Below are 13,408 nucleotides of genomic sequence, written 5' to 3' on the forward strand. Positions count from 1 at the left end.
GGGTCTCCCCCGCCGTCTCTCGCGCTACTGGCCGAAGAAGGCTCGGACAACGCGCTTTGCGGCCTTGCCGTCCTGGAAACGGTTGTAGGTCGCGTTGAAGCGGGCGACCTGGTCGGCGTACTCCTCGGTCAGCGCCGGTAGGTCACGCAGCCGGGCAATCACCTGGTCGGCGGTGTCCAGCAGCGGGCCGGGGGCGGAGTCCTCGAAGCTGTAGAGGAAGCCACGGACGTAGGCGGAAAGGTCCGGCACCAGGAACAGCATCGGGCGTCGCGTCAGGGCGAAGTCGAAACGCAGCGAGGAGTAGTCGAGAACTGCCGCGTCAGAGGCCAGGATCAGGTCATTGATCTCCGGGTAGTCGGTGACGTCGAGGAGACGCGCCCTCGAGCCGCTACGCTCTCCGGCCCGGGCGTGGAACCGGTGCCCGCGCATCAGGAAGACGTAGTCGGGGCCGAGCTGCGCGCTGGCCGCTTCGAGGTCGAGGTGCTTGGTCAGCTCGGCGGAGCGCCAGTTGGTGGCTTGGTCGTCACGCCAGGTCGGCGCGTAGAGCACAGCCTTCTGACCGGGTGCGATGCCCAGACGGGCGCGGGTCTCCTCGCGGACACGGTTCGCCCGGTCGGAGACGAGCACGTCGTCCCGGGGGTAGCCCTCGTTGTGGATCGGGCCGTCGTAGCGGTACTCACGCCGGTAGTGCTCATCCATCTCCGGAGCGGGGGTCAGGATGAGGTCCCAGTCGGCCGAGGTGCGGTCGAGCTCCGCGGCGATGCGCCGCGGGGTGTAGTGCTTGGCCTCCCAGAGCACCACGCCCATCGACTTCGCGGGGTAGCCGTGGAAGGTCTGCAGCAGCTCCTGGCCCGGCCGCGGGGAGAACCACCTGTCGAGGTCGATGTTCATCACGAGTCGACGCGAGGAAGCCAGGACCCGGAACCACTCCGCGGAGCTGATCACCACGCGACGGGCTCCCTCGGGAACCCACGAGGACAAGTCTGCGACACCCCACCAGCAGACCAGGTCGGGACGGGTCCGGCGCACTTCGTGGAAGATGGCGAGCTGGCTGTCTGTCGCCGTGGCGCCGGTGTAGGACTGGAAGTAGACCCAATCCTCCTCGATCGGCAGCTCGTCGGAGTTCGCCCAGTCGACCAGGCGCTGCCGGTTGTGCCCGCCGCGGTCCTCGTCGGCCACGGGCGCGGTCAGGAAGACTCCGGCATCCCGCCCGAGACGGATCGACCGGAACCGGAACGACTCGTTGAGCTGCTGGTCGAGGAGACCGTCGATCATCTGGTCCGACAGCAGGACCTTGCCGGTGCGTGCTCGGTTGGGCGGGCCGGCCGACAGCTCGAACCAGTAGCGTCCGACCGGGACCGGGACCGGGCCGAACCCCCACTCGTCCCACGTGGTGGGAAGACGGGCGGTGAGCCTGCCCTTCGTGACCTCGAGCGACTCGGCCTCGATGACGGTGCGCGCGCCACGAAGGGTCAGGCGGAGGTGCTTGGGCGCCGCACCGAGCCACTCCCCGGTCACGGCGATGCTGTCCGTGTCGAGCCGGACGCTCTCGAGGACCAGCACATCGGCGGCCTCGCGCAGCTCGACCGCGCCGTGGACGGAGCGGCCGGGAACGACCTCGCCGCTGCCCGCGCACAGCCAGTGCTGGCCCATCTCCGGCCAGGCAACCATCCGGCGCCCGCCGTCCGCGTCGATGACACGGAAGCGCCACGTCGCGCCACCCGTCGTCTTCGGCAGGACGAGGGTGAACGATTCGTCGGTGACGGGCGCGGTGCACGTGGTGGTGCCAGAGGTGGCCTCGACCGCCACCGGGAGACGCTCACCACTGAGCCGCCCTCGCACAGTGCGGCCGTCGACCGAGACCTGCTGGAGCCGGACGTCGAGCCCGGGCTGCACCCGCACGGCCGCACGCGTGTCTCCCCCCGCCACCACTGCCACCCGGGAGCTGCCGACGGACCGGGCACCGAGGTGGCCCGTTCCGAGCATGCCCGCCGAGCCACGGTCGTCGATGTGCTGGATGCGCCCCTCGCGTCGCAGGCCTTGCGTCTCCAAGGTCACCCGGAACTCCCAGTCGATGCCCGAGGTGTCGGCCCCTGGGAGGGGGGCCGACGCGTCGACGAGGGCGGCCGTGTCGACGACGAGCGTCACGGCGCCACGGGAGTAGTCCTGGTACTTGTCGGCCATGAGCTGGTTGGCTCGCACGTCGGTTCGCTGGCGCACCTCGACCGGGACCCGTGTGGAGGAACGCGGATGCGTGAGGTCGACCGAGATCGACGGGGTCCCGGGCATGCCGACGTACTGCGCACGGACGAACAGGTCCAGCTCGGCGGTCTTGGGATCGGGCCAACGGACGCCGACCAGGATCGCCTGCAGTGGCGTCTCGGCCTCACTCATCTCGAAGCAGTCGTCGGGAACACCGGCCTCGGCGTCACCGAACAACGGCAGCTCCGCCAGAACGCGAGCGGACACCACGCGGGTCCGTCGATTCCCCTTCTCGAACCATCGCTGCGCGACGAACTCCTCCAGCAGCTCCCGTCGTCGCTCACGCAGCAGCCACAGTCGGACCCGAGACTCCGCCCGCAACGACGCCGAGACATCCGTCCCGCTCCTGTCGAGCAACAGCTCGGCCGTCTCGCAGAGCGTCTCCCACTCATGGTCGGTCGCGCGTTCAACGTCGTCGATGAACGGCTGGATCGCGGTGTCGAGGACACCCCACAGCCACGCATCGGCCACGCCCTCGACCGGCATCGCCTGCACCACCTGCCAGGCCAGCCGCTGTTCCTTGATCCAGGCGTCGAGCGTGCCGAGGAGGACAGGCAGCGTGCCCAGGGCGGCGTCACGACGTTGGCTGCGCAGATAGGTGGTGTGGCGGCTGAGGTCGAACTTGTCGGCGGCAGCGAACGCGGCCAGGGCCAACGCGCTCTCGCCACCCGGACCCGGGTCGAAGTCGAGCGCGGCGGACTTCCAGAAGTCGCGGCGGAACAGCCGGTTTCCCACACCCAGGTCGGTGATCGCCATGGGTGTCCGCTCAAGGGTGGTGCCCAGCTGGCCGCGGTGGTGTGCCGCGTCGCGCGGCGCGGTCGTCGCGGCGAGCACGGTGTCGGGCGCCTCGGCCATGCCCACCACGAAGGGAGAGCCGGACTGCTCCAGGCTGTGCACGAGCCGCTCGAGCCCGCGCGGTGGCAGGTCGTCACAGCCCACCAGGAAGGCCAGGTAGGTCCCCCGGGCCCGTCGTACGCCGACACGGCGGGCCGCGGCCAGGTCGGCCGCGGGTTCACGGACCACCCGGATGCGTGAGTCGGACGCGGCAGCCCGTCGGGCCGTGGCCAGGACGCGCGCGGATCGGCCCCAGGCGACGACGACCACGTCGAGGTTGCCGTGCCGCTGCTGCTGCAACGAGGCGATCGCCGGCGCGATCTTGGTGGTCTCCTCGTCGCTGACCGTCAGCACCACTGACACCAACGGGCCCCGGTCCTTGCGCCATGAACGTGCCGTGCGGGTCGCAGGCCCGGACAACCATGAGGGTGCAGCATGCACCGCTCGTCGGGCAAGGTTCACGGCTCGTTCCCGGGGTCGAGCTGGCACACGCAACTCCATCGTGTCGGCGAGGGCTGGACCCGAGCATGATAGCCACGCACCGGCCCGGTCCCACCTTTCGCGCCAACCCACAGGTCCCACTCGTGGCGTCGGGGACTCGCGGAGTCAGGGAAGGGAGGAGAAGACCTCGGCCAGCCAGCGTCCCTCACGCTCGTGGTCGAAGGTGAAGGGCGAGTGGAAGTCGTCGGGATCATCCGCGACACAGGTGACCTGGTCCATCCGGTGCCCCAGGATGGAGGCCATCTGGTACTCGTTCGCGGCGTAGTAGCGCTCGGACCCGACCGAGATCACGTGCTTCGGGCTGTCCACGAGAGCGATGTTGAAGAGGCCGCTTCCGGCGAACCCGGCGATCACGTCGGCGCTGCGGAACATCCGGACCTGGTCGGGCATCGAGAAGGTCTCGGGAAGCAGGATCTCGAAACCCTGCTCACGGAAGAGCTCCTCCACCTCGGACTGGTTGTTGCAGGGCCGCTTGGCGTCCTGGTGCCTGGAGAGGAAGACCCGCGTCGGCCACTCCCGCTCCGAGGCACCTTCGACCAAGGCGTCCCCGACGCCGCGCCAGATCCCACCCAGGGCGGGGTGGACGTACTGCGGGTTGGAGAGCATGGGAGTGGCGCAGTGGAGCCGCTCGACGGTGACCGGCTCGTCGATGAGGACGATGTCCTCGCGCGCGATCCCGGCAGCCTCGTAGAAGAGGTACTCGTACTCGACGACGTGGGGGCGCTTGGGGTTGGACGCCACCAGCGCCCTGGCCTCCGGGTGCGCGGCCTTCACCTGGGGCCAGGCCCACAGCCTGGAGACCTGTTCGGTGAGCAGGTGCCCGAAGTGCCCGCGGAACTCGCTGTCCAGGTAGAAGTAGGTGCCCGGCAGGGTCTCCAGCGTGGTCGCATCGAACTTCAGGTCGGCGAAGCGGGGGGCCAGGTCGAGGACGTAGCGATTGCGCAGCCTGCCCCGTGAGTTGTGTCGGTAGGTGTCCGGGAACACCAACCCGCCCTTGGTCACGATCTGGCCGGGCGCGGCCACCACGTCGTGGTAGACCCGCAGCGACATAGCCGGGACGTCGTAGACCTCGGGTTGACCTGCGGGACGCTTGGCGGCGTTGAAGGTGAGGTTGCAGCGGGAACGGAACTTCTCGGGCGGGATCTGGGAGACCAACCTGTCCCGCCCCACCTCACGTGACAGGTGGAGGTTCATCGCGGGCTCGTTGAGCTTGGCCAGGGCCGGGGTGGCGCTTCGGGTGAACACCAGGTGGTCACCCCTGGTGTCGAGGGCTTCAATGGCCTGGCCGAGCCGGATCGGGTCCCAGCGCGGGTCGCGACGCCTTCCCGGTTGCTTGCTCTCCCCGCGATGACCCATCATCACCCGGTCGAGCTGCTTTCCGAAGGGCGACTGCTGCGACCCGTCGATCGAGGCCTTGCCGTCACGGACCACCATGGCGCCACCCGCGCGGACCAGGAACAGCAGGTCCTGCAGCTGGGCGAACCGGCGCCGGTGCTCCAGCGTGTGGTCCACCACAACGTCGTAGGGCCCGTCGTGGACGAACCTTTCGTGGCGCTCCCACGCATCCACCGACGTCGAGAGGCCGATGACGGTGGCCTTGCGCAGCCGCGCGCCGAGGTCAGCGGCCAGGTCGCTGGCTCCGTCGTGGGACAGCACCGCGATCCTGGCTCCGCGGCGAGGGGCAAGGCTGGTGACGAGATCGAGCAGGCTGACGTCGGAGCCGGGCCCTCGATCGTCGGGGCGCCGACGTACACGCCGCAACAGTCCCACCCGATTCCTCCTCGGAGATCTTGGAGCCCGTCCGATTCCTGGGCCGACGAGTCCTTGTCGTTCGCGGCCAGACTAGTGCCCGCCGGACCGGGCGGAGCTCCGGACGTCAGGAGAGCGAGGCGAAGACCTCTGCCAACCAACGCCCCTCACGATCGTTGTCGAACCTGAACCTCGACTGGAAGTGGTCCCGCTCGGGCACCGAGACGACCTGGTTGAGCTCGTGACCGAGCAACGAGGCCATGAGGTACTCGTTGGCTGCGTTGTAGCGGGCGTGCCCGATCGTGATCACCCGCTTGGGAGTCGGGGTGAACTCCAGCTGGAACAGCCCGCTGCCCGCGAAGCCGGCCACCACGTCCGCCTGACGGAAGAGCTGGACCTGCTCGGGCAGGGACATGGTCTCGGGGAACAGGATCTCGAAACCCTGTCGGCGGAAGAGCTCCTCGACCTCGTCGGTGTTGGTGCACCCACGCTTGCGGATCTTCCGCGAGCAGAAGAACCGTGCCGGCAACTCACGCTCCTCGGCCTGGGCCGCCAACGCGTCTCCCACCCGCTGCCAGGTCTGGAGGATCGCCGGGTGGGCGTATTCGGGGTTGGAGAACATCGGGGACGGCGAGAACACCCGCTCGACCCGGACCGGGGCGTCGAGGAACACCACGTCCTCACGCGCAATCCCACCGGCCGCCAGCAGCGCATACTCCCAGCCGCCCATCTGCCGGCCTCGGTTGAGGAACATCAGGACCTTGGCGTCAGGGTGGGCCTGCTTGACCTCCGGCCAGGCCCACAGCCGGGAGACCACTTCGGTCATGGTGTGCCCGAAGTGCCCGCGGATCTCGTTGTCGAGATGGAAGTAGGTTCCCTCAAGCACAGGGAGGCTGCCGGTCTCGAAGGGAAGATTGGCGAAGCGCGGAGCCAGCTCGTCGAGGTAGGAGTTCCGCAGCCGGGGGCGAACATTGTGACGAAAGGTGTCGGGCAGCACGAGCCGGTCGTTGGCCAGCACCTGGCCCGGCGCGGCCACCACGTCGTGATAGGCACGCAAGGAGACGTCGGGGGCGTCGTACTCCGTCGCATACTTGGGCGGACGTTCTTCCGCACTGTGGTTCACGACAGCGCGGGAGCGGACCCGTTCGCCGGGAATGAGTCGCACCAGATGATCGGGCCCGGCGGGGTTCAGCTCGAGCAGGGTGTTCAACGCCGGCTCGTTCATCTTCGCCAGCGCGGGAGCCGACCCCCTGACCAGAACCGCATGGTCCCCGACGAACTCCAACGACTCGGCAGCCTCGGCCAGGTGGAACCGGTCGTGCTCGACGAGCGGGGCGTCTTCTCCCGGCTCGGACTGGTCTCCGGCCAGGAGGGCCGCGACCTGGTCAAGAATGTCGTGGAACTCGTCGCGGGCGACGGCGTTGCCGCTGCCCGGGCGTCGGGCCACGTCACGCAGCACCAGACGCCCGCCCGGCCTGACCAGGAACAGCAGGTCTCGCAACCTGCCGAACCGAGTCGCCGCCTTGGGGCTCACGTCGACCACGACGTCGAACGGGGCGCGCGCGACCAGGCGTGCGTGCCGCTCCCAGCCAGGTGTGGAGTGAGGCAGCTCCAGCAGCTCGACATCGGGGTGCTGCCGGGACAGCCACGCTCCGACGCCACTCTCACCGTCGGCAGAGATGACGGCCACCCGCGCTCCAGCACGACCGAGGCCGGACCGGGTGAGTTCCTGGAGGTTCATGTCCTTGATCTGGTCCACGGTGCGCCGGAGGTCGACTGGCCGATCGAATCGGGTCAGGCGCGCTTGCGGACGGGCATCGCTGCGGCGTCCTCCCAGGCTGCCAGCTCTGCCTTCAGGTCGGTGACCTGCTGCTCGAGGTCAGCCACCGCCACGATCGCCTCGGCGGCGCGCTCCTCGGCCTCCTCCAGGCGGGCAGACTCACCGGAGAGGCGCACCTGCGCCTGGTCGGCCCGGCGGGACTCGTTGCCAAGCTTCAAGGTGGTCTCGGCGACCTTGCGCTGCGCCGCGGCGAGCTCACCCTCGAGCTCGTGGATGAGCTTCTGGCGGGCGCTGATGCGCTCGGTCATGGTCTCGGCGAACTTCTTGCTCTCGGCGGTGCGTTCGTCGGTGAGATCGCGGTAGGCCTGTGCCTGTTGCGCACGGTCGCGGGCCGCGTCCCGGCGTGACTGCATCAGCTCGGAGTGGGTGATCTTGGTGGCCGCTGCACCGAGGACGAGGGCGACCACCGAAGCGACGGAGACGAGGATCAATGAGCCGGTCAGCAGCGCAGAGAAGACGACGAGCGCGGCGATCGTGATGAGGGCAACAGCCACCGTGATGCGGGTGCTCCGCTGGCGACGACGAGCGTTGGGGGAAGCCATGGACCCACACTAGGTCGCGGAGTCGTCATCCCTGACCCGACACGCGCGTTCGAGCAGGAGTGCTGCACCACACATGGCCAACCCCGCCAACGCCGCGAGCCCACCCCGGATGCTGCGCTGCTCCGCCAGCTCGGCGCTCATGCCCAGCCACGCCAACGCGTAACCGGCGTAGCCGCCGGCCACCAGTGCGCCGACCAAGGCGCATGCCTTGGCCAAGACCAGGCGGTTCACGGCCCGGTGGGGGTCGAGGTAGAGACGACGGGCGATCGTGCGCCGAGTCGCCCACGCGACGGCGCCCAGAACCACGGCCACGAAGGCCAGCGCCAGGACCGGGATCCAGGTGACCACCGGCGACGAGTCGGCGTACGCCTGGGTGAGCGGACGCAGCGCCCAGCCACCGACCAGTCCCGCCGCGACGCAGCCCGCCAGAGCCCCGAAGGGCGTGGGTGCGACGTGCGGTTCCTCGGGCGGTCGATCGATCATCGAGAACCCGAGGGGTCGCTCACGCCAGGTCGAGTTCGAGGGTCAGGTCGTCACGCAGCTTGACCCCGCCCTGGTCGACGTCGCCCAGCAGCTCGGCCACGGGGCCGGCGTCGGGCAGCACGGCGTCGGGCTCGAGGTCGTGCCACGGCTTGAGCACGAAGGCACGCTCGCGCGCACGTGGGTGCGGGAGGTGCAGGAAGTCGTCGCTGGAGCGTCGGTCGCCGACCACGATCAGGTCGACGTCGAGGGTGCGCGGCGCGTTCTTCTCCGACGGACGCTCCCGGTCGAAGGCGTCCTCGATGGCCAGTGCACGGTCGAGGAGGGTCGAGGCCGGGAGGGTGGTGTCGAGGAGCACGACGGCGTTGAGGAAGTTGTCGGAGCCCGCAGGAGCCCCCACAGGCTCGGTCTCGTAGACCCCGGAGACCGCCGTCACCCACACGTCAGGAGTGTCCGCCAGCGAGTTCACAGCACCCTGGAGGCTGGCCAACCGCTCCCCGAGATTGGAGCCCAGAGCCAGCACCGCCCGCCGGATCGGGTGCATCTCACCAGTCAGCGTGTCGGCGTCGATCAGGTTCGGGTTGGGGGTCTCAGTCACGGCTGCAACGTCCTCTTCCGGGTAATCGTCAGCGCAACATCCGAGAATGTTGCGTCAATGGGGGCGTCCGGCTTGTGCACCGTCACCCGGGACCATTCAACACGATCGTCCAAGAGACAGACATCCGCGATGCGTTGGGCAAGGGTTTCGATCAGGTCGACCGGATCGGACTCCACGGCGGCTTTCACCGAATCCACGAGGTTTCCGTAATGAACGGTCTCATGCAAGTCATCCGTGCTTGCCGCAGGGGTGGTGTCGAGGCCGAGGGTGAGATCGATCACGAAGACCTGTCCCTCACGCCGCTCGAAATCGAACACCCCATGGTGCCCGAAGCACTCGATTCCGGTGACGGTGAGCTCGTCGTGTGCCATCAGTCGTCTCCTTGACCCTTCCGGAAGCGCTCGACCACTCGGATCGCATCGTGGCTGGCGCGGACGTCGTGCACGCGAACGCCCCACATGCCCTGCAGCGCCACGATGGTGGTCAGGGCGACGTTGGCGTGCTCCCTCTCCCCGACCGGCCGGGGCCCCTCGGGGCCACCGAGGAGGGTGCCGAGGAACGACTTGCGGCTCGAGCCGACAAGGATGGGACGGCCGAGGTCCTCCAGGGCCGCCAGGTCCTGCAGCAGCTCCCAGTTGTGGTCGGACGACTTCGCGAAGCCGAGCCCCGGGTCGATCACGGTGCGTTCGAGGTCAACCCCGGCTGCGACGGCGGCGTCGAGGCGTGCGGACAGCTCGTCATGCACGGCGGTGACCACTCCGCCCGGGCCGTCGTAGTGGGCATGACCCTGCATCTCGGTGCTGTGCGCGCGCCAGTGCATCGCCGCGTAGATGACGTCATGACGCGCGGCGACGCCGAGGATGCCGGGGTCGGCCAGCCCGCCGGAGACGTCGTTGATGATCAGCGCTCCGGCACGCACAGCCGCCTCGGCCACCTCGGCACGCATCGTGTCCACCGAGACGGCACAGCCCTCGCCGGCGAGGGCGGTGATCACCGGGACCACACGGTCGAGCTCCTCCGACACCAGCGGGCGGGTCGCCCCCGGGCGGGTGGACTCACCCCCGATGTCGAGGATGTCGGCGCCGTGCTCCATCAGCTCACGCCCATGGGCGATCGCACTGTCGGTCGTGGCGAACCGACCGCCGTCGGAGAACGAGTCAGGAGTGACGTTGACGATGCCCATGATCCGCGGCCGGGTCCGCGGGGCCAGCAGCTCATCGGGTCGCACGGGTCACCTGCTGCGGTGGATCAGCGCCATGGCCTCGGAGCGGGTGGCACTGTTGTGCATGATGCCCCGGACCGCGGAGGTGATGGTGCGGGCGCCGGCCTTGCGCACCCCGCGCATGGTCATGCACAGGTGCTCGGCCTCGATCACCACGATGACGCCACGGGCCTCGAGGATCTCGATCAGTGCGTCGGCGACCTGCGTGGTCAGTCGCTCCTGCACCTGGGGCCGCTTGGCATAGACGTCGACCAGGCGGGCCAGCTTGGACAACCCGGTGATCTTTCCGGACTCGGCCGGGATGTAGCCGACGTGGGCGACGCCGGTGAACGGGACGAGGTGGTGCTCGCACATCGACCAGAGCTCGATGTCGCGGACCAGCACCATCTCGTCGTGACCGATGTCGAAGGTCGTGGTGAGGACGTCCTCGGGACGCTGTCGCAGACCGGCGGTCAGCTCGGCGTACGCCCTCGCGACGCGCGCCGGAGTCTCGCGCAGCCCCTCACGCTCGGGGTCCTCGCCGATGGCGGCGAGCAGCTCACGGACGGCGGCCTCCGCACGGGCGTGGTCGAAGTCGGGGAAACTGGCCGGATCCCGGTCAGCGGCGCTGATCGGGTCGGTCATGCGTGGTCGCCACCCTCGTTCGGGTTGGGGAGGCCGCCGGCCGGCGGCGTGGAGTCGTGCGGCGTGGCGAGGTCCGGGTCCGCGGACTCGGGGATGTCGGTCTGGGCCGACTTCGGCACCTCCACCGGCGGCAGGTGCGAGGGAACCCGGTCAGGGGAGCCCGTCCAGGCCGGCCGCACGGGGCGAAGGTGCAGCGCCTCGAAGATCTCCGCGACCTCGGCCTTGTCGAGAGTCTCCCGCTCCATCAGCGCGAGCACCAGGGCGTCGAGGACCTCACGGTTCTCCTCGAGGATGTCGAACGCCTCCTGGTGTGCCTGCGACAGGAACTTCTTGGTCTCCTCGTCGACGATCGCGGCGATGTCCTCGGAGTAGTTGCGCTGGTGGCCCATGTCGCGGCCCAGGAACGGCTCGCCCTGGCTCTCGCCGAGCTTGATCGCACCGAGCCGGTCGGTCATGCCGTACTGGGTGACCATCGCCCGAGCCAGGTTGGTGGCCTTCTCGATGTCGTTGCCGGCACCGGTCGTGGGGTCGTGGAAGACCATCTCCTCGGCCGCGCGGCCACCCATCATGTAGGCGAGCTTGTCGAGCATCTCGGAGCGGGTCTGGGAGTACTTGTCCTCGTCGGGCAGCACCATCGTGTAGCCCAGTGCCCGCCCACGCGGAAGGATCGTCACCTTGTGCACGGGGTCCGTGCCCGGGAGCGCCGCCGCGACCAGGGCGTGGCCGCCCTCGTGGTAGGCGGTGATCAGCTTCTCCTTCTCGTTCATCAACCGGGTCCGGCGCTGCGGGCCGGCGATGACGCGGTCGATGGCCTCGTCGAGCGAGGAGTCGGTGATGACCTTCTCGCTCAGGCGCGCGGTCAGCAGCGCGGCCTCGTTGAGCACGTTGGCCAGGTCGGCACCGGTGAAGCCGGGGGTTCGTCGTGCGACCTGGAGCAGGTCGACGTTGGGGCTCATCGGCTTGCCGCGGGAGTGCACCTTGAGGATCTGGTGCCGGCCGGCCAGGTCGGGGGCGTCCACGCCGATCTGGCGGTCGAAGCGGCCCGGGCGCAGCAGCGCCGGGTCGAGCACGTCAGGGCGGTTCGTGGCAGCGATCAGGATGACTCCGCCGCGCACGTCGAAGCCGTCCATCTCGACCAGGAGCTGGTTGAGCGTCTGCTCCCGCTCGTCGTGGCCGCCGCCCATGCCGGCGCCACGGTGGCGGCCAACCGCGTCGATCTCGTCGATGAACACGATGGCCGGGGCGTTCTCCTTGGCCTGCTCGAAGAGGTCACGGACCCGGCTCGCGCCGACACCCACGAACATCTCGACGAAGTCGGACCCGGAGATGGAGTAGAAGGGGACTCCTGCCTCGCCGGCCACGGCACGGGCGAGCAGGGTCTTGCCGGTCCCGGGAGGGCCGTAGAGCAGGACGCCCTTGGGGATCTTGGCGCCGACGGCCTGGAACTTGGCCGGCTCCTGGAGGAACTCCTTGATCTCGCCGAGCTCCTCGATCGCCTCCTCGCACCCTGCGACGTCGGAGAAGGTGGTCTTCGGCATGTCCTTGGTGATCAGCTTGGCCTTGGACTTGCCGAACTGCATCACCTTGCCGCCGCCACCCTGGACGCTGTTCATCAAGAAGATGAACAGCAGGATGATCAGCGCGAAGGGCAAGAGGGTGGCCAGGAGCTGACCGATGAAGCTGGGCTGCGGGTTCTCCGAGTTGGACTTCTCGATGGTGCCCTTCTGGACCTGCTCGTTGGCCAGCTTGATCAGGTCGTTCTGCTGCCCGCTGACCCAGTGGGTGACGACCTTCTTGCCGCCGTCGCGATCGACGTCGTCGTCCAGGGTCGCGCGGATCTCCTGGTCGTTGTCGATGAACGTGATGTCCTTGACGTCACCGGAGGTGATGTATTCCTCCATCTGCGACGTCTGCACCTCGTCGTACCCACCATTGGGCGCGAGGTACTGCAGGCCGAGCAGGACGGCAACGACGGCTAGGACGATCCAGAGCCAAGGACCCTTGAATATGCGCTTCACAGACTTCTCTCGGGACAGCTCACGGGGTTATCCCTGAGCGGCGACCATGTGGGGTTTGACGGTACATGGTCGCAGAAAGTCGCCCCCGGTGAGGACTCCGGTCAGGAGTAGACGTGGGGGGCGAGCGTGCCGATGTCGCGCAGGTTGCGGTAGCGCTCCTTGTAGTCGAGCCCGTAGCCGACCACGAACTCGTTGGGGATGTCCCAACCGACGTACTTCGGCTCGATCGGCATCGCCATCGCCTCCGGCTTGCGCAGGAGGGTGGCGATCTCGACGCTGGCCGGCTTGCGGCTCGACAGGTTGTTGACCAACCAGCTCAGGGTCAGGCCGGTGTCGATGATCTCGTCGACGATCAGCACGTGACGTCCGGAGATGTCGGTGTCGAGGTCCTTGAGGATGCGCACCACGCCGCTGGACTTGGTGCCGGAGCCGTAGGAGCTCACCGCCATCCAGTCCATCTCCAGGTGGCTGGGCAGTGACCGGGCCAGGTCGGCCATCACCATCACCGCACCGCGCAGGACCCCCACCATCAGGAGGTTCTTGCCTTCGTAGTCGGCCGCAATCGTGTCGGCCATCTCCTGCAGCTTCGCCTGAATCTGCTCCTCGGTGAAGAGGACGTTGACCAGATCGCTGTCGACATGGGCGGAATCCATGGCGTCAGACTGCCACACCGCCCTCCCCTTTCCCCGGGCGCCCGGGGAAAGGGGAACGCCCCGGCCGGGAATTCCGGCCGGGAGG

11 protein-coding genes are annotated in these 13,408 nt (G+C 68.7%); all 11 read right to left on the reverse strand.

The features are described 5' to 3' along the window. Positions 1-24: 24 nt before the first annotated feature. Positions 25-3,459, reverse strand: a complete 3,435-nt coding sequence (locus ncot_RS17530; protein WP_168618757.1) for a CDP-glycerol glycerophosphotransferase family protein — start codon at positions 3,457-3,459, stop codon at positions 25-27. Positions 3,460-3,702: 243 nt separating this feature from the next. After that, complete coding sequence (locus ncot_RS17535; RefSeq protein ID WP_168618758.1) at positions 3,703-5,358, reverse strand: glycosyltransferase 61 family protein; 1,656 nt, start codon at positions 5,356-5,358, stop codon at positions 3,703-3,705. A gap of 115 nt (positions 5,359-5,473) precedes the next feature. Next, positions 5,474-7,087: a glycosyltransferase 61 family protein gene (locus tag ncot_RS17540; RefSeq protein WP_168618759.1), complete on the reverse strand. Its 1,614-nt coding sequence runs from the start codon at positions 7,085-7,087 to the stop codon at positions 5,474-5,476. 53 nt (positions 7,088-7,140) lie between these two features. Then, on the reverse strand, positions 7,141-7,728 hold the full coding sequence (locus ncot_RS17545) for a hypothetical protein (RefSeq protein WP_168618760.1): 588 nt from the start codon (positions 7,726-7,728) through the stop codon (positions 7,141-7,143). A gap of 9 nt (positions 7,729-7,737) precedes the next feature. Beyond that, a complete protein-coding gene (locus ncot_RS17550; protein ID WP_168618761.1) occupies positions 7,738-8,211 on the reverse strand; it encodes a DUF3180 domain-containing protein in 474 nt (157 codons plus the stop codon). Positions 8,212-8,230: 19 nt separating this feature from the next. Then, a complete protein-coding gene (gene folK, locus ncot_RS17555; protein ID WP_206065032.1) occupies positions 8,231-8,806 on the reverse strand; it encodes a 2-amino-4-hydroxy-6-hydroxymethyldihydropteridine diphosphokinase in 576 nt (191 codons plus the stop codon). Further along, complete coding sequence (gene folB / locus ncot_RS17560) at positions 8,803-9,177, reverse strand: dihydroneopterin aldolase (protein ID WP_168618762.1); 375 nt, start codon at positions 9,175-9,177, stop codon at positions 8,803-8,805. The genes folK and folB overlap by 4 nt, the downstream gene beginning before the upstream one ends. Continuing rightward, a complete protein-coding gene (folP, locus tag ncot_RS17565) occupies positions 9,177-10,034 on the reverse strand; it encodes a dihydropteroate synthase (RefSeq protein WP_346766625.1) in 858 nt (285 codons plus the stop codon). Before folP ends, folB begins: the two co-directional genes overlap by 1 nt. Before the next feature lie 3 nt (positions 10,035-10,037). After that, positions 10,038-10,652 (reverse strand): GTP cyclohydrolase I FolE, encoded by a 615-nt coding sequence (folE, locus tag ncot_RS17570; protein ID WP_168618763.1) that lies wholly within the window; start codon positions 10,650-10,652, stop codon positions 10,038-10,040. Then, positions 10,649-12,670: an ATP-dependent zinc metalloprotease FtsH gene (ftsH, locus tag ncot_RS17575; protein WP_168618764.1), complete on the reverse strand. Its 2,022-nt coding sequence runs from the start codon at positions 12,668-12,670 to the stop codon at positions 10,649-10,651. Before ftsH ends, folE begins: the two co-directional genes overlap by 4 nt. A gap of 101 nt (positions 12,671-12,771) precedes the next feature. Continuing rightward, the gene (hpt, locus tag ncot_RS17580; RefSeq protein WP_168618765.1) at positions 12,772-13,323 is read right to left on the reverse strand and encodes a hypoxanthine phosphoribosyltransferase; all 552 of its coding nucleotides are present in this window, start codon (positions 13,321-13,323) and stop codon (positions 12,772-12,774) included. Positions 13,324-13,408: the final 85 nt, after the last annotated feature.

Origin of the sequence: Nocardioides sp. JQ2195 (genome assembly GCF_012272695.1) — a bacterium.
In the GTDB taxonomy this organism is placed as follows: Bacteria; Actinomycetota; Actinomycetes; order Propionibacteriales; family Nocardioidaceae; genus Nocardioides.